This is a genomic window from Arthrobacter flavus, assembly GCF_039526005.1.
GTDB lineage: Bacteria > Actinomycetota > Actinomycetes > Actinomycetales > Micrococcaceae > Arthrobacter_D > Arthrobacter_D flavus.
Genome location: NZ_BAAAIJ010000032.1, coordinates 42,285 through 59,776, shown reverse-complemented (window position 1 = coordinate 59,776; position 17,492 = coordinate 42,285). Strand labels below are relative to the sequence as shown.

15 protein-coding genes and 1 tRNA gene are annotated in these 17,492 nt (G+C 64.1%); all 16 read right to left on the bottom strand.

Annotated features, from left to right (window positions below; genetic code table 11):
- Positions 1-52: 52 nt before the first annotated feature.
- Positions 53-1,435 (bottom strand): ABC transporter substrate-binding protein, encoded by a 1,383-nt coding sequence (locus tag ABD059_RS07925; RefSeq protein ID WP_343878862.1) that lies wholly within the window; start codon positions 1,433-1,435, stop codon positions 53-55.
- 182 nt (positions 1,436-1,617) lie between these two features.
- A tRNA-Leu gene (locus ABD059_RS07920) sits at positions 1,618-1,693 on the bottom strand.
- 183 nt (positions 1,694-1,876) lie between these two features.
- Complete coding sequence (locus ABD059_RS07915) at positions 1,877-3,313, bottom strand: NAD(P)/FAD-dependent oxidoreductase (RefSeq protein WP_343878861.1); 1,437 nt, start codon at positions 3,311-3,313, stop codon at positions 1,877-1,879.
- A gap of 78 nt (positions 3,314-3,391) precedes the next feature.
- Positions 3,392-4,843 (bottom strand): S8 family serine peptidase, encoded by a 1,452-nt coding sequence (locus ABD059_RS07910; RefSeq protein WP_343878859.1) that lies wholly within the window; start codon positions 4,841-4,843, stop codon positions 3,392-3,394.
- Positions 4,840-5,808 (bottom strand): Ppx/GppA phosphatase family protein, encoded by a 969-nt coding sequence (locus ABD059_RS07905; protein ID WP_343878857.1) that lies wholly within the window; start codon positions 5,806-5,808, stop codon positions 4,840-4,842. The genes ABD059_RS07910 and ABD059_RS07905 overlap by 4 nt, the downstream gene beginning before the upstream one ends.
- Positions 5,805-6,509: a DUF501 domain-containing protein gene (locus ABD059_RS07900; protein WP_343878855.1), complete on the bottom strand. Its 705-nt coding sequence runs from the start codon at positions 6,507-6,509 to the stop codon at positions 5,805-5,807. The genes ABD059_RS07905 and ABD059_RS07900 overlap by 4 nt, the downstream gene beginning before the upstream one ends.
- 95 nt (positions 6,510-6,604) lie before the next feature.
- Complete coding sequence (locus ABD059_RS07895) at positions 6,605-7,324, bottom strand: FtsB family cell division protein (protein ID WP_343878854.1); 720 nt, start codon at positions 7,322-7,324, stop codon at positions 6,605-6,607.
- 82 nt (positions 7,325-7,406) lie between these two features.
- Entirely contained in the window at positions 7,407-8,687 is a 1,281-nt protein-coding gene (gene eno / locus ABD059_RS07890; RefSeq protein WP_343878852.1) for a phosphopyruvate hydratase, read from the bottom strand.
- 32 nt (positions 8,688-8,719) lie between these two features.
- Positions 8,720-9,511, bottom strand: a complete 792-nt coding sequence (locus tag ABD059_RS07885) for a MazG nucleotide pyrophosphohydrolase domain-containing protein (RefSeq protein ID WP_343878850.1) — start codon at positions 9,509-9,511, stop codon at positions 8,720-8,722.
- Entirely contained in the window at positions 9,504-10,640 is a 1,137-nt protein-coding gene (locus ABD059_RS07880; protein ID WP_343878849.1) for an adenosine deaminase, read from the bottom strand. Before ABD059_RS07880 ends, ABD059_RS07885 begins: the two co-directional genes overlap by 8 nt.
- 67 nt (positions 10,641-10,707) lie before the next feature.
- Complete coding sequence (locus ABD059_RS07875) at positions 10,708-11,367, bottom strand: DedA family protein (RefSeq protein WP_377959637.1); 660 nt, start codon at positions 11,365-11,367, stop codon at positions 10,708-10,710.
- Between the two features lie 286 nt (positions 11,368-11,653).
- A complete protein-coding gene (locus tag ABD059_RS07870; protein WP_343878848.1) occupies positions 11,654-12,946 on the bottom strand; it encodes a thymidine phosphorylase in 1,293 nt (430 codons plus the stop codon).
- Between the two features lie 56 nt (positions 12,947-13,002).
- Complete coding sequence (locus ABD059_RS07865; RefSeq protein ID WP_377959638.1) at positions 13,003-13,419, bottom strand: cytidine deaminase; 417 nt, start codon at positions 13,417-13,419, stop codon at positions 13,003-13,005.
- The gene (locus ABD059_RS07860; protein ID WP_343878847.1) at positions 13,416-14,702 is read right to left on the bottom strand and encodes an ABC transporter permease; all 1,287 of its coding nucleotides are present in this window, start codon (positions 14,700-14,702) and stop codon (positions 13,416-13,418) included. Before ABD059_RS07860 ends, ABD059_RS07865 begins: the two co-directional genes overlap by 4 nt.
- A complete protein-coding gene (locus ABD059_RS07855) occupies positions 14,699-15,937 on the bottom strand; it encodes an ABC transporter permease (RefSeq protein ID WP_343878846.1) in 1,239 nt (412 codons plus the stop codon). Before ABD059_RS07855 ends, ABD059_RS07860 begins: the two co-directional genes overlap by 4 nt.
- On the bottom strand, positions 15,934-17,469 hold the full coding sequence (locus ABD059_RS07850; protein ID WP_343878844.1) for an ABC transporter ATP-binding protein: 1,536 nt from the start codon (positions 17,467-17,469) through the stop codon (positions 15,934-15,936). Before ABD059_RS07850 ends, ABD059_RS07855 begins: the two co-directional genes overlap by 4 nt.
- Between the last annotated feature and the right edge of the window lie 23 nt (positions 17,470-17,492).

Genomic DNA, 17,492 nt, shown 5'->3' with positions numbered 1-17,492 from the left:
TCCCCACGGCCGTCTTGTGGTGCGAGTGAATCAGTTGAACTGACTAGTCCGCTTAGAGCTGCCCGGTTTCGGAACGGCTCGGCTGCGGAACGTTGTCGCCGTCGAAGGCGTAGATCCCGATGAAGGCTTCGGTTGGGTCACCGTTTTCGTCAAAGGTGATCGGGCCGGAGATGCCGTCATAGTCGATGTCTTCGCCGTCGCGCAGGAGGGTCACGCAAGCCGCGAAGTCGTAGCACTTCTCGCCTTCGCCGGTAACACCCTGAAGTTCGGCTGCAACTGCTGCGCCATCGGTCGAACCTGCTGCTTCAGCTGCCAACGCGACCACATTCGCAGCGTCGTAGCTTTCACCTGCATAGCTCCAACTGGTGAGGGCGGGGTCGATTTCCAGCAAGGCCTCCTGGAAGGCGTCACCGGTGAACGGGCCAGGAATGGTTCCCTGAGCACCTTCCATCGTGCCCGGGTCCAGATCTGCACTGTAGTCGGCGGTGTTGCCGTCCACGAGGAACAGGGTGCTTGGGTCAATGCCCTGAGCCGTCAAGAGCGGCACAATGCTGGTGGCCTGGTCGAAGCTGATGACCACAATGGCATCCGGCTCGGCTGCTACCACTGCATCAACCTGGCTGCTGAACTGTGAGTCGCCCTCGTTGAACATCTCGTTGGCGACTACCTGGCCACCAGCGCCTTCAACTGCCTCGCTGATGAAGCCCTGGAGCCCGGTGCCGTAGGCATCGTTGAGGGTGACCATGCCGACCGTCTGAGCGCCACATTCCATGATGTAGTTGCCGAGCACACGGCCCTGCAGCACGTCTGAAGGTGCGGTGCGCCAGTACAGTCCGTTGTCGTCCCAGTCAGTGAAGTCGGGAGCAGTGTTCGCAGGCGAAATCTGGATCACTCCAGCACCGGTGATCTGGTTGATCACGGTTCGGGAGACACCCGAGGATGCGGCGCCGATGATGGCGCTGACGTCCTGAGACAGGAGATCCGTCACAGACTGGGTCGCAATGTCAGTGGTCGTGTCACCCGAATCGCGGTGGATGATCTCGACATCCTGGCCGAGCACACCGCCGGCCTCGTTGATCTCCTGAACGGCGAGGTTGGTGCCCGCAATTTCGGGCGGACCGAGGAAGGCAAGTGCACCGGTGGTGGGGAGCAGTGTTCCCAGGACCAGTGGTGTGTCGGAGGTGGTCGTCGCCTCAGGAACAGCGGACGGGTCCCCCTTCGGGTTGGCCTCGGGCGCTTCGCCGCCCTGACTCTCCGGGCAGCTGAGCCCGGTTGCAGCGGGTGCGGCTGAGGTTTCTCCGCCGTCTCCTTCAGGAGTGGATCCGCCGCAGGCAGATGCGAAGAGCGCGATGCCCAGCCCCAGGGCAGCGACCTTCGCCGCGCGCGGTGCATTGTCTCCAATGCCGAACCGCACGGAGTTGCGTGTTGCAGTCATGTGTGTTTTCTCCTCGACCGAAAGGCATTCTGTGCCTTTGATGCGATCACCAGGTGTTCCTGGTATGTAGAAAAGCTAATGCAAAAATGTGTCAAAAATAAGCAAATACGGTCACATCCTTGTAACGCTCGCCACAGAGGGGTACAACCACTCGGGATTTCGCACGAGTACGTGCGGCCTGATGGTGCCCCAGGTCAGACTCGAACTGACACTGAACAGATTTTAAGTCTGGTGCCTCTGCCATTGGGCTACTGGGGCGTGACGGGCTGAATCGTCGTATCTAGACTACGTGATCGTTGCACCACCGTGGTCGGCTCAGCGCCATTCCACCCCGACCGACGGCGCTGCGCGGTCGTCAGCGCTGAACGCCACCCGTTAAACAGTAACGGCGGCACCCGCTCCAGGAGTCGGTGCCGCCGTTACTAGCAGAGTCAGCTGAACCTATTTCCTGGCTGGCTCTCCGTAGGAATCGCTTTTCGCTGCCCCTGCACTGGAAGGAACTTCGGCCTTCTTCGGTGGCGGCGTCGCGGCCTCGCGGAACTGACGCTTGGGCGTCTGCAAATCCATCAGCTGGGTGGTGTCCCGCCCGAAGACGAAGCTCAGAACCCAGTTGAAGACCACTCGGAACTTGCGCTCGAACATCGGCATCGCCATCCCGTGGTAGCCACGGTGAGCGAGCCAGGCGGGGAGCCCACGCATGCCGAAGCCCATAATATTGGCAACACCCTTGTACTGACCGAAGCCAGCCACGGCACCGAGGTTCTTGTGCTTGTATTCCTTGACTCGACCGACCCCGTTGTTCTGCGCGTAGATGTTCTTCGCGAGCAGTTTGGCCTGGCGCACGGCGTGTTGCGCATTGGGAACACAGAAGCCGCCGACGCCGCCGCCGGTAAGGTCTGGAACTGCTGCGACATCGCCCGCGGTCCAGGCACCCTCAAGGGGCCCGTCGTCGCCGGTGATCCGCAGTTCGGCGTTGGCACGAATACGCCCCCGCTCGTCAATCGGGAAGTCCGAGGACCTGACCATCGGGTTGGCCTGAACCCCGGCAGTCCAGATCAGGGTGTCGGTCTCGAACTCGTCCGCTGGAGTCTTGTCCGGCATGTTGATCAGCTTCAGCTGGCCATCCACCGCGCTAGCCAACGAGGTATTCAGCTTGACCTGAATTCCTCGGGACCTCAGGTGGGCTACCACCCACACCGCCTGGGATTCGGTCACCTCGGGCATGATCCGACCCATGGCTTCCACCAGGACAAACCTCAGGTCGGACTGCTCGAGCCGATCGTTCTTCTTGACGGCCGCCCGGGCCATGTCCTCGATCTCGGTGATGGTTTCAATCCCGGCGAATCCGCCGCCAACCACCACGAAAGTCAGCGCACGGTCACGCTCCGGTCCGGCCGCCATGAGTGAGCCGGTCTCGATCCGCTCCAGCATCTGGTTGCGGAGAGCGACAGCTTCCTCGATGGTTTTCAGGCCAATCCCCTGCTCCTTCAACCCGTCAATCGGGAAGGTCCGGGTGATGGAACCGGCGGCCATGACGACGTCGCGGTAGGTCAGCTCAAACGGTTCACTTCCGTCAGCCGGGGCGACCGTCGCGGTACGGCTGGCGTGGTCGATGCCAGTGACCTTGCCGGTAATCAACTCGGTCTGCTTCAGGTGGGTACGGTGCGACACCACTGCGTGGCGGGCTTCGATGTTGCCACCGGCCACCTCGGGGAGGAATGGCTGGTAGGTCATGTAGGGCAGCGGGTCCACCAGGGTGACAATGCCCCCGTGGGACTTGATCTTCTTCTGTAGCTTGTGGGCTACGTAAAGACCTACGTAGCCGCCACCGACTACAAGAGTGCGCGGACGATCGGAGAACTGTTGATTCAGTGCCATGCCTCGATGGTACCGGACTTTGTGAAAAACTTCACTAAGTCGTCGTTAAGTGTCGAACGCGGTCGTCAGGATCCGAGCCTAGGGTCGAGGTTCGACGGGCGCTGCCAGGGAATCCGTGTCGGTGTTCTCGTCCACCGGGTTGGACAAGGCTGTCTTCCGTGCCCGGACGACGGCGAAGGTCCCTGCGGCAAGAACCACCACAATCAGGCCACCAAAGCCCAGCACGATCGACGCGGGAAGCCCGCTCGAAGTGCCAGTGGCGTCTTCGGCGACTGGCACTTCAGGCTCCGGAATATCGGCCGGCGTGGGTTCGCCGGCGGGAGCATCAGTCTCGGGTGGGGGTGCTGGAGCTCCCCTGCGGTAAATTTCAATAAACTCGGCCATCGAGCCCAGGAGATTCTCCTCCGGGATGGCGATCTCCGCATTCACAGCGGCCGCCACGTCGAGAATCCCGTAGCCGTAGATAGTGTCGCGTTCCTCACCCTCGGCACCGGCATCCTGGGCTGTCAACAGAATCCGGTTGATGACCTGCGCTGCGGAGAGGTCAGGGTACTTCGAACGGATCAGCGCGGCGGTTCCAGCGACGAGAGGCGCAGCTCCCGAGCTGCCCGACCAATCGGCGTACACCCCACCCGGCAGGGCTCCCACCAGGTTCTCGGCAGGAGCGGCGACCCCGATACTGATTCCCTCGGAGGAGGATTCGCGGCTAGCTTCACCCTCCCGGTCCAGACCAGCGACGGCGAGAACTCCGGGCATGGTCGCCGGAGCGCCCACCTGCAGGGAACCGCCCGCACGGTTACCCGCAGCGGCAACGATGACGACGTCGTTCTGTTCGGCATAAAGGAATGCCTCGTCCCAGCTCTCCGGCCAGGTTGGTGACGTGCTTCCGAGCGACATGTTGATCACCTGGGCTCCGTTGTCCACCGCCCAGCGCACAGCGTTAGGGATCTGGGCGTCGATGCTGATACCCGCTGGATTGGGGCCCTTGGTTTCCCCTTCAATCCAGACGGAAACGGCCAGCAGCTCGGACTCGGGCGCCACTCCGACAATCCCGTCCGATCCTCGACCGTAGGTGTCGGGGCCCGACGTTGCGACCGGTTCGGGCGACGGCGACTCATCAGCGGTGTCCTCGTCGTCGTCGGATGGTGACGGGCTGGGCGGAGGATCGGGCAGGTGCCCGCGCCCGGCCAGCAGGCTCGCGACGAGGGTGCCGTGCTCAGCAACTTCCCCGATGCCGAGCTGTCCATCGGGCTGCCCCGACCCCGAGACGTCGCTGCCGCCGACCACCACTCCCTCAAGGTCGGGGTGGGAACCGTCGACGCCGCTGTCGATCACAGCGACGCGGACTCCCTCACCCTTGGTGGTCTCCCAGGCTTCGACGATCCCGTAATCTTCCAACCAGTATTCGCGTTCCCGCAGGTCATCCGCCTGAGCTGGGAGGGCGGGAAGGAGCGCTGCTGCGACAGCAACACCGAGCAGGCAAGCCGTGGCTCGCAGCCGGGAGGCAAACGCTCCGCTGGGGCTGGTCACTGTGTGGTTTTCCTGTTCTGGCTGAGGGCAATACCGTCAAGAATATCGTGCTCGCTGGCGACGGAGGTTTTCACCCTGCCCCCGGTGGCATCGGCCAGGTGAGCGGTGATGGTGCGCCAGATCAGCGCTCCGGCACCGATCACATCCACCCGCCCCGGATGCATGTACGGCAGGGCGGCACGTGATTGTCTGCTCATGCCCAGCAACTCGGTGGACGCCCGCCAGACACGCTCCTGATCCAGTTCCGCGCCATGAATGTCCGCCGAGCTGTACTCCGGCAGGTCCAACGCATGGGCGGTGATGGTGGTGATGGTTCCTGCCACCCCGATCAGCCGGCTGACCCGGTCAAACGGCACGTCTGCTGAAGCCTCGGTGATCAGGCGACGGACCTCGGATTCCATGGTCGCGATCTCCTGGGCAGTGGGCGGGTCTGCCGCCAGGTAGCGCTCGGTGAATCGGACGCACCCCATGTCCATGCTTCGTGAGGCCGTCACCCCGGCGGAGGTGCCAACGACGAATTCGGTGCTTCCACCGCCCAGATCGACGACGAGCGCCAGCGACTCATCGGTCGGGGACGCCGCCGCGGGAAGCACACTCAGCGCACCATCGAATGACAGCGCGGCTTCTTCATCCCCGCTGACCACCTCTGGCACCACCCCCAGCAGCGCGCGGATGCCCGAGATGAACTCGTCACGGTTCTCGGCATCCCTGGTCGCCGAGGTGGCGACGAACCGAATCCGGTCGGCTCCATGGAGACCGATAAGGTCAGCGTATTCGCGGGCCGCGGTGAAGGTGCGATCGAGCGCTGCCGAGGACAGGCGACCGGTGGTGTCCACTCCCTCCCCGAGCCTGACCACGCGCATGAGACGGACGACGTCGGTGAGGGACCTGCCGTCGTCGTCCACGTCAGCGATCAGCAGCCGGATGGAATTGGTGCCGCAATCGATGGCAGCTGTGCGGATCATGGTTTCTCCGGCGGGTTTGTGTCGGTGGGCCCTGTGTCGGTGGCCGCCGCGTCAGCCGCGTCGGCAGCCGCACGGCGGGAGGCGCGTTTCGCGTCGATTTCTTCCGGGCTGAGACCCTGGGTGCGGGTGTGCCGGCTGAGTTCACGGTCAGGCGCGGACCCGGCCGTGTCCCAGGCCCCGGAGCAGTAACAAATGTCCCGGGTCCACCACTGGGCAATACCTGCAACCGCTTCGTCGCCGAGCGGGTTGACCCCCGGACCGGCCGCCAATGAGTGTCCCACCAGGACGTGGAGGCATTTGACCCGGGTGGGCATTCCGCCGGCTGACACGCCGTCGATCTCCGGGACAGGCCCTGTCCCCGACCGGTCGCCGATGGCTTTACGGACGCGAAGATACTGCTCATGCGCCGATTGGTACTTCTCGGCAAGTCCCTGGTCGTGTTCGAGCCGCGCCGTCATCTCGGCCATCAAGCCCGACGCTTCAAGGCGGGAAACGGCAGCCGTGATCACCGGATGCGTCAGGTAGTAGGTGGTGGGAAAGGGGATGCCGTTGGAGAGCCGGGGGGCGGTGGTCGCTACCAGCGGATTGCCGCAGACACAGCGAGCCCCGATTTCGACGACGTCGCGCACGGGACGCCCAAGTTGCCTGCTGAGGGTTTCCAGATCGGCTGTGGTCAGCTCGGTGCCGGGTGCAGCGTCCATGTCGGCGCCAACCTTTCGTGGTTGAAGTTCGTGGAGGTGGGTGAGGTGCAGTGCTCCGGGAGCCACACCGGAGGTGATCGGCGCAGGTGCGGTCCCTAGGAGTCTGTTGCAGACCGTTCGATGGAATCCCAGAGTGCATCGACCCAGGGCAGATCCTGCGGAGCGTCCCCGGAGGAGCCGACCGCTGCTTCGCCTGGTTCGGTGTCACCCACCACCACATAGCGGGTCTCCCCCGGCATCACCAGGAAGATTCGTTCGCGGGCCTGAGCCTTGATATAGGCAGGGTCCTCCCAGCGGGCGAGCTGCCGCTGGGAATCCAGTTGGGTTTCCTCGAGGGCGGCAATCTCGTCCCGCAGGGTGTTGAGCTCACCCTCCTGGAGTAGGTAGGTGCGCACCGATGGCGCCAGCAGCACTGTGATGGTCACCAACACTACTGCCAGCGCCAGGAGCCGGCCGGAAAAGGATTTGGCCGGGATGGGCGTGGCATCCTCGGCGGGCACAATTGCTGGCTGTTCACGTCGGAACGGTTGGCGTGCCCGCCGGATGGTGCCAGCAAGTTGCAGCCGCTGCTTCGCCCGTTCCTCTGACGGGGTCAGCGGAGTTGGGGCTGGCGCGGGTCCGGCCGGTTTCCCGGTGGGACCCGCGCCGCGTGGAGCCGGTGCGGCTGCGGTGGACTTGCCAGCACCCGCGCCGGGCTTCCTGGGTGTTCGCCGCGCCGGAGGCGTGGCGTGTGTCCCGTGCCGGTCGATGGGTGCTGGTGCCGGCGGCGCCTGAGGACCGGCGCTGCGCGGCACCTTGGGGCGGCGGGTAGACATCAAAACTCCTCAAAATCCTCTGTACCGGGACTGGTGGCCTGTAAGCCGTCCCTGTTAAGAGGGTAGCCGCCGCTCCTGCTAACTAGGCTGTGAAACGCGGGAAGGCGCCTCGTCCTGCGTACCGGGCGGCGTCGTCGAGCTCTTCTTCGATCCGCAGGAGCTGGTTGTACTTGGCCACCCGCTCGGATCGTGCCGGGGCACCGGTCTTGATCTGGCCGGCGTTGGTTGCGACGCAGATGTCGGCAATCGTCGTGTCCTCAGTCTCACCTGACCGGTGCGAGGTGATGGTGGTGTAGCCCGCTCGCTGCGCCATGGTGATCGCATCGAGGGTCTCGGTCAGTGTTCCGATCTGGTTGACCTTGACCAGCAGCGAGTTGGCGGTGTCGGCCTCGATACCGCGGGAAAGTCGCACTGGGTTGGTGACGAAGAGATCGTCACCGACAAGCTGAACCTGTGAGCCGACCTGTTCGGTGAGGGCTTTCCACCCCTCCCAGTCTTCTTCATCGAGGGGGTCCTCGATGGAAACCAACGGGTAGTCGCGCACCAGTTCACCGTAGTAGGTGTTCATGTCCGCGGAGGACAACGTTTTGCCCTCGAAGTGATAGGAGCCGTCGGTGTAGAACTCCGACGCCGCTACGTCCAGCGCGAGGGCAATGTCCTGTCCTGGCGTGTAGCCAGCGCGCTCGATAGCTGTGGTGATCAGGTCGAGCGCATCCCGGTTGGACGGCAGGTTTGGCGCAAATCCGCCTTCGTCACCCAACCCGGTGGCGAGGCCCTTTTCCTTGAGCACGGACTTCAGCTCGTGGTAGACCTCGACGCCCCAGCGCAGACCCTCGGAGAAGGACTCGGCGCCCAGGGGAACGATCATGAACTCCTGAATGTCGACGTCGGAGTCGGCGTGGGAGCCGCCGTTCAGGATGTTCATCAGCGGAACGGGCAAAACATGAGCGTTGGGGCCACCGAGGTAGCGGTAGAGAGGCAGTTTGGAGGACTCTGCCGCAGCGCGGGCGATGGCCAGGGAAACGCCGAGCATCGAGTTGGCGCCAAGGCTTGACTTGTTCTCGGTGCCGTCGAGGTCAATCATGGCCTGGTCGATGGCCCGCTGGTCGGTGGCGTCGAAGCCGAGGAGCGCCGGCTGGATCTGCTCGATCACTGCTTCGACGGCCTGCAGGACACCTTTGCCGAGGTAGCGGGTCTTATCGCCATCACGACGTTCGTTGGCTTCGAAGGCACCGGTGGAGGCACCGGAGGGCACGGCCGCCCGGCCGAAGGTGTCGTCGTCGAGCAGTACTTCCACCTCGACGGTGGGGTTGCCGCGGGAATCGAGGATTTCACGTGCGTGGATGGCGTCGATGATGGCCATGTATTGCTCCTTTGGTCCTGGGGTGAAGAATCTCAAAGCGTCCGGTCAGGACTGGCCTGCCCGGTTGCTGGGTTCGTTCCCAGCCTAGTGGAAACCTCTGTCGTGGCGCCGTTCATGTCCTCCAGAAGACTGGCGCGTGAGCGTTCCTGGAATTGCAGCGTCGCGGAGCGCAGCGCCCGCTCCGGGTCGAGCCCGCTCGCGATGGATCGCTGCACCACGGCGAGCAGCTGCTCCCCCAGTTCGGCTTCGGTGTGCGGTTCGGTGCCCGGCCCGGCTGCCGTTGGTTCAAACAGCGGGTCACCGGCCCGACGTAATGTCTTGGCGGCCAGAGCCAGCGCGGGAAGGTGCCTGGGGATGCCGTGGAACGGATCAACCCGGTCGGGCTCCTCAGCACGTTTGACCTGATGCCAGGTCTCAACGATCGATTCGATTGAGGCGGGAAAGCTCTGCCGCAGCGTTCCGTCGGGTGCGAAGACATGGGGGTTGCGCCGGACCATCTTGCGTGTCAGTCCGTCGATCACATCGTTGAGGTCAAACCGATGCTGCTCCCGCTGCAGTTGGGCGTGGAGCACCACCTGCAGCAGCACATCACCCAGTTCCCCGCGCAGGTTGGCCGGCGAGTCAACGCTGGCAGCACTGCCTGACACGGCGTCGAGCGCATCAACCAACTCGTAGCATTCCTCCACCAGATACTCGACGAGTGAAGCGTGGGTGAGTTCAGCCATCCAGGGGCAGTGTTCCCGGAGCTGGGCAACCACCTCAACCAGGCGGTCCAGCTGATGCTGTCCTCCCGGCGAGGCGGTGCCCGGCGGTGACTCAGGCATCAGCGCGAAGAAAACCTTCGGTGACGTAGTCGGCAAGCGCCTCACGGTCCTCGAGTGGCAGGAACGCCGCGTTGACCGCGTTGAGGGTCAGCTCCAGCAGATCGTCCAGGTCGTAATCGAAGGTTTCGGAGAGGAGCTCGAACTCGTCGGTCAGGGTGACACCGCTCATCAGGCGGTTGTCGGTGTTGACCGTCACCTTGAATCCCAGCTGGAACAGCAGGTCGATGGGGTGGCTGGCGATGTCCCCGCCGAACGCTTCGATTGCTCCGGTCTGGAGATTCGAGGAGGGACACACCTCAAGGACGATACCGCGGTCGCGGACCCAGGAGGCCACCTGGCCGAGGGTGACGACGCCGAGTTCCGGCTCGTCACTGTTCTCGTCATAGTCAATCTCGATGTCCTCCGCAATCCGGACCCCGTGGCCCAGGCGCAACGCGTGCCCGTGGACCAGGGCGTCGACGATGCTCTCCAGACCAGCAGCCTCGCCAGCGTGGACCGTCACCGGGAACTGGTGTTCTGCCAGGTAGGTGAATGCATCCTTGAACCGGGACGGCAGGAATCCGTCCTCGGCGCCGGCAATGTCGAACCCGACGGCGCCCTTGTCGCGGTGGCGAACGGCCAGTTCAGCGATTTCCTGGCCGCGGTCTGCATGCCGCATGGCGGTGATCAGCTGACCCACCTGGATGGCCCGGCCGCCGGCGACGATTGCGTCGACGCCCTCGTCCAGGCCCTGCTGAACTGCTTCAACGGCCTCGTCAAGGCTGAGGCCCTGGGCGGTGTGCTGCTCCGGGGCCCAGCGCACCTCGCCGTAGACGACGCCGTCGTCGGCCAGGTCCTCAACGAACTCGCGGGCTACGCGGATCAGGCCTTCACGGGTCTGCATGACCGCGATGGTGTGGTCAAAGGTTTCCAGGTAGCGGACCAGTGAACCGGAGTTCGCTGATTCCCTGAACCACTCGCCCAGTGCCACCGCGTCGGTGGAGGGCAGCTGGTGGCCAACCGCTTCGGCTAGTTCGATGATGGTGGACGGGCGGAGGCCGCCGTCGAGGTGGTCATGCAGGGACACCTTGGGAAGGCTCCGCAGGTCGAAGGAGAGGTCGGTCGCTGGGGAGATTATTGGCTCAGTCACTTCACTTACCTTACGCGAGGTGCTCTGAGGGGACTAGCACCGAGGTGCCTGTTGACTAACGGCACCATCAGCGGCTGTCCGAGTTAACCTTGGCCCGCTCCGGGCGCATCGGCGTTGAGCCGCGGACCGCTGCAATGATGCGGTCCACCACGATCCCGAGAACTACGGCGATGCCGATGGCGACCATGACGCCGAGCAGATGATTGTGCTCAAACCAGGAGCCAGCGAGGACGCCGATGCCGACCGAGTAGCTCGACCACACCACCGCCGAGAGTGCGGTGAGGCCAACAAAGCTCCGGCGTGAATACCCGGTGGCCCCTGCCGTCAGGTTCACCGCCACCCGCCCGATGGGGATGAAGCGTGCCACGAGGATCAGGGAGGCAGCTCGTTTTTGCAGCTCATACCCGGCCCAGGCAAATGAGCGTTGCATGCGGGCAGAGCGCATCCAACGGAACCGTCGGGTGCCGATCGCTTTTCCCATCGCGTACGCAATGTTGTCGCCGATGAACGCTCCGAGACCCGCCGAGACGATCAGGAGCCAGGGGTCGGGGACCCCCTGGGTGAGCACTAGTGAGGCGAGCCCAACCACTACCGATTCGCTGGGGAAGGGCGGGAAGAAGCCGTCAACGGTGCAGCAGATGAACACCAGGAGGTAGACCCAGGGTTGTTCGGCGGTGCTGAGGATGAAGGTACTGACCGCGTTCAGGACGGTGATGACAGCGTCCATGTTCGGCCTACCCCCTTTTCGCACTCGCTGACTGTCCGACAGTTATCACGATGCCATCCGCCGAGGGACCCCGCCATGGGTGGATCCCCTGACACAACCCCTGTTTTCGCGAGGGGTTGTGTCAGGTTGCGTCAGTGCCAGGTTGTCTGGCCGCTGTGATACCTCAACGGTAGGGTGCCGAGGCCCTGTTCCGCGTCGACCGTTCGACTGATCTTTCGGGTGACGGCCTCCACCCACGGGGGGACACGACCGACGTTAAAGGACAGCCGGTGCGACGGCGCGGCTGTTACGCCTCGGCGATACGGTCCAGGATCAGCTGGTAGTCGGGCCTGGATCCCTCGGGCGCAATGACGACGGCGCCGTCGAGCGCCTCGCGAGCCCGGTCAAACTTTTCGGGCGTATCGGTCAGCAGGGTCATCAGCGGCTCTCCCGCCCGCACCAGAGCCCCGGGCTTGGCGTGCATCCGGATTCCGGCCCCAGCCTGCACTGCGTCTTCCTTCCGGGCACGTCCGGCCCCGAGGCGCCAGGCGGCAACCCCGACGGACAATGCGTCCAGTTCCACCAGGACCCCGTCGGCGGGAGCGTAGATGGTCTCGGATTCCTTAGCTACCGGGAGGGTGGCGCGGGGGTCGCCGCCCTGGGCCTCGATCATTTTGTTCCATACGTCCATGGCGCGCCCGTCCCGCAGCGCGGCGGCCGGATCTGCGTCCTTCACCCCGGCGCAGGCAAGCATTTCCTCGGCAAGCCTGACGGTCAGTTCAACCACGTCCTGTGGTCCACCACCGGCCAGCACCTCCACCGATTCCTCCACCTCAATGGCGTTGCCAGCGGTGAGGCCCAGCGGGGTGGCCATGTTCGTGAGCAACGCAACGGTGTTGACGCCCGCATCCTGGCCCAGGGCGACCATGGTGCGCGCCAGCTCCCGGGCCTGATCCAGATTCTTCATGAACGCACCGCTGCCGACCTTGACATCGAGCACCAACGACCCGGTGCCTTCGGCAATTTTCTTGCTCATGATCGAGGACGCGATGAGCGGGATCGCTTCGACCGTACCCGTCACGTCACGCAGCGCGTAGAGCTTCTTGTCGGCGGGCGCCAGACCGGCGCCTGCTGCGCAGATCACGGCTCCAACGTCGGCCAGTTGGCGCATCTTTTCGTCGTTTGTCAGGTCGGCGCGCCAGCCCGGGATGGACTCCAGCTTGTCCAGGGTGCCCCCGGTGTGGCCCAGTCCACGTCCTGAGAGCTGCGGGACTGCTACCCCGAAGACCGCGACGAGGGGTGCCAGTGGGAGCGTGATCTTGTCCCCGACGCCGCCCGTTGAGTGCTTGTCGCTGGTGGCCTTCCCGAGCGAGGAGAAGTCCATCCGCTCGCCGGAGGCGATCATCGCCGTCGTCCACTTGCTGATCTCTTCACGGTTCATGCCGTTCAGGAGGATCGCCATGTTGAGGGCGGCCATTTGCTCATCGGCGATGGCTCCGCGGGTGTACGCGTCGATGGTCCAGTCGATCTGCGCCGGGCTGAGAATGCCTTTGTCCCGCTTGATCCGGATGATATCGACGGCGTCGAACTGCTCAGACATGGGTGGGGTGTCCTTTACTTCGGGAGTCTTAGGGGCGGGGATCCGCTGGGTGAGTCTCAGGCAAGGTGCTCGGGGCCGAACGCATCGGGGAGCACCTCATCCATGGTCTTGATGCCGCTGACCGTCAGGAGCAACATACCGGGCGCACGGAACTCGTACAGGAGCTGCCGGCAGCGCCCGCAGGGCATCAGAGTGTTGCCGTCGCCGTCAACACAGCTGAACGCGACGAGCTTGCCGCCGCCGGTCATGTGCAACTGGCTCACCAGTGAGCACTCAGCGCAGAGGGTCAGCCCGTAGGAGGCGTTCTCTACATTGCATCCGGAGACGATTCGTCCGTCGTCGGTCAGGGCTGCGGCGCCGACCGGGAACTTCGAGTACGGCACATAGGCGCGTCGCATCGCTGCGGTAGCGGCTGCGGTGAGCTGGTCCCAGGGAATCAGCTCGGATTCAGCGGGCGTCGAGGCCACGATCACTCCTTCATGTACGGGGTGCCACTGGCTGCCGGAGGCCGGGAACGCCCGACGAGCCCTGCGACGGCGAGAATGGTCACGATGTACGGAAGCATGGCCATGAATTGGCTCGGCACCGAGGTGCCGACGATGGATAGCACGTACTGCAGGTTGGTGAAGAAGCCGAAGAGGAGTGCTGCGAAGAACGCACCGATCGGGTTCCACCGCCCGAAGATCAGAGCGGCCAGGGCGATGTAGCCGGCGCCAGCCGTCATATCTCTGGAGAAAGCGCTCACGGAGACGAGGGTGAAGAAAGCTCCACCGAATCCGGCCACCGCTCCACCGAGCAACACATTCCAGAACCGGGTCGAGTTGACCTTGATACCCATGGTGTCCGCTGCCTGCGGGTGCTCGCCGACGGCCCGCACGCGCAGCCCCCACTTGGTGTGGAAGAGCCCGATGTAGATCACTATCACTGCCACATACATGAGGTAGCCGACGATGCTCTGCTTGAACAGGATGGCACCGATGATCGGCAGTTCGGAGAGGAGCGGGATGCTGATGTCCGGCAGGCTGGGCGGGGAATTGAACACGGCGGGGTCGCGGCTCAGGAGAGTCGAGGCCAGGAACCCGGTGAGGCCCGAAACCAGCACGTTCAAGACCACTCCGACAATGATCTGGTTGACGAAATACTTAATGCTGAATACCGCGAGGACCAGGGAAACCAGGGTCCCGGCGAACGCGGCGGCAATCAACCCGACGTAAGCGTTCCCGGAAATCGAGGCTGCAACTGCCGCCGCAAACGCGCCGGATAGCAACTGGCCTTCGATGGCGATGTTTACTACTCCCACCCGCTCACACAGGACGCCCGACAGGGACCCGAAGATCAGTGGGATGGCGAGGGTGACCGATCCAGCGATCAGGCCCGATAGGGAAATGCTGGGGGTGTTAGCGCTTCCCACGACCCAGGTGAGGAAACCGATCATGAACAACACGCCATAGATGATCGGAATCCACTTGTTGAGCTTCCGGCCGTTCCTGACCTGCAGGAACGCGTAGACCGCGAGCAGCGTCAGTGCGACGGCGGTGAACCACCCCACCGCTGTCGCGGGCAACACGACATCGGCCAGCCGGAACCGGTCTGAATCGTCGGAGATGCGGAAGACCGCCGTCTGGGCTGGGCTACCGACGGCAAACACCAGGACGGCAACCAGGGCGCCGATGCCGAACCCGATGGGCGCTTTCCAATTCCTTACGGTGTCACTGTGCGCCTGCCTCTTGGGCCGCGCTTCTGTTGCGGTGCTCACGCCAGGCCTCCAGCTGCAGTGGTGATGTCCTCGGAGCGGTCAGGCTTGTTGGACTGCTTTTTCTTCTTTTTCTGGTCGATCCTGAAGATGGCTTTGACCAGGGGCGGAGCCGCGATGAACAGCACGATCAGTGACTGCACCACGAGGACAATGTCGATGGGGGTGCCGGTCTGGGTCTGCATCTGGACACCGCCAGCGCGGAACGCGCCGAACAGCAACCCGGCGAAGAACACACCCCAGGGGTGGGACCGGCCCAGCAGCGCGACGGTGATGGCATCGAAACCGAAGCTGGCAGCGATACCGCCCGTGAGGACCTTCTCGGTGCCCGCAACCTGGGCGACGCCGGCGAGGCCCGCGAGCCCACCGGCGAGCATCATGACCACAACGTACCCTTTGGTGACGCTGATACCGGCGGTACGGGCGGCGTGCGGGTTGGCACCCACCGCACGGAGTTCAAACCCGGTCGTTGAGCGGTTCAGGAGCCACCACACGCCGTAGGTTGCGGCGATGGCCACCAGGAAACCGAGATGCAACCGGTAGCTGGACCCCAGGATCAGCGGGAACATTGCCGAGTCGTCGAGTCGGGGGCTGATGGGGTTGGATGATCCCGGGTTCTGGAAGGCCGGGGTGAAGAGCAGATACGCCACCAGGTACACGGCCACATAGTTGAGCATGATGGTCACGATCACCTCGTGGGCTCCGGTGCGGGCTTTGAGGATGCCCGGGATGAACCCCCACAGGGCGCCGCCAATGAACCCGGCGAGCACCGCGATCAGCAGGTGGATACCTGGCGGCAGTTCGAGGGTGAAACCTACCCAGGCTGCGAAGGTCGCGCCGATGATGATCTGGCCCTGGGCGCCGATGTTGAACAGTCCGGTGCGGAACGCGATGGCTACGCCGAGACCGGCGAGGATCAACGGGGTCGCGACGGTGAGCGTTTCAGTGAAAGGCCGGATCGATGCGGCAAAGGTATCGGCGCGCGGGTTGAACACTGCACCCTGGAACAGGGCGATGTAGGCACCGCTGGCCGCTTCCCACGCCGCCGAGAGCATGTCGCCGGGGCGGCTGAAGAAGTACGACGACGTTTCAGCGACCCGCTCGTCAGTCACCGCGATCAGCAGCCCGCCGAGCACGATCGACAGCACCACCGCCAGCAGCGCCACCAGTGTGCTGCCGCCCATGATCCGGTGCAGGACGCTGCGCGAGGCATCGCCGGATTGCGCCTGTGAACTCATTTTTTCTCCTCCGCGGACTGGCCGAAGGCCTCGTCCGCCGTCATTCCGGCCATCATCAGTCCGAGGATGTCGCGAGTGGTGCTGCCGGGGACCACACCCATCAGCTTTCCGCGATGCAGCACGGCAATCCGGTCAGCCAGTTCACTGATCTCATCAAGTTCGGTCGACACGATCATCACCGGGGTGCCGCCGTCGCGCTCCTGAACGATGCGCTTGTGTAGAAACTCGATCGACCCGACGTCGACGCCGCGGGTGGGCTGGGAGGCGATGAACAGGTGCAGCGGCCGTGACAGCTCGCGTGCCAGCACCACTTTCTGCTGGTTTCCGCCCGACAGCGTGGCCACGGCTGAGTCGGGTGACTGGGTGCGCACGTCGTATTCGGCGATTTTTGCTGTGGCGTTGGCCTGCACCACCGCGGGTTTCATGGCCAGGCCCTTGGCGAAGGGGGCTTCGTTGTACCAGTTGAGGATCAGGTTCTCCGCGACCGAGAAGGCGCCGATGAGTCCATCAACCGTCCGGTCCTCGGGAACGAACCCGACCCCCTGCCGGATCACATCCTTGGCTTTCATCCCGATCAGTTCGGTGCCCTTCAGCGTGATCGAGCCGCTGGTATGGGGCTGCAGACCCATGATCGCTTCGGTCAGTTCGGTCTGGCCGTTGCCCTGAACGCCCGCGACGGCGAGGATCTCTCCCTCGGCGATGTCGAACGTGACGTCGTCGACCAGGCGTTGCCCGGTGGCGGACTGGACCGTGAGGTTCCGGACCTGGAAGGTGCGTTCTCCCGGAGTTGCCGGTTCCTTGTTGAGGCTCAGGCTCACCTGGCGGCCGACCATCATGTTCGCGAGGTCGGTGGTGCTGGTGCTCGGGGGAACGCTGCCCACCACCGCACCGCGGCGGATCACGGTGATCACGTCGGAGACGGCGCGGACCTCCCGCAGCTTGTGCGAGATGAAGACAATGGCTGTGCCTGCTGCCTTCAGCTGACCGATGATTTCAATGAGTTCGTCGGTTTCCTGCGGGGTGAGGACGGCGGTGGGTTCGTCGAGGATCAGGATGCTCGCGTCGCGAACAAGGGCCTTGATGATCTCGACTCGCTGCTGAACGCCGACGGGGAGGTCCTCGATCAGGGCGTCGGGGTCGACGTCGAACCCGTACCGGTCGGAGATGTCCCGGATCTTGGCTCGGGTTTTCTCCAGGTCGAGGATACCGCCGGCGCGGGTGGCCTCGTCTCCCAAGGCCACATTCTCGGCGACGGTGAAGACGGGGACCAGCATGAAGTGCTGGTGCACCATGCCGATTCCCGCGGCCATGGCGTCGCCCGGACCGTTGAAGGTCACGTCCTTGCCGTCGAGCAGGATGCTGCCCTCGGTCGGTTCGTAGAGTCCGTAGAGGACATTCATCAGCGTGGATTTGCCTGCACCGTTCTCGCCCAGCAGGCAGTGCACTTCGCCGGGTTTGACGATCAGATCGATGGAGTCGTTGGCCACCAGGGTGCCAAACCTCTTTGTTATTCCCTGCAGTTCGAGCAGCAACGGACTCCAACCACCTGTTCTGA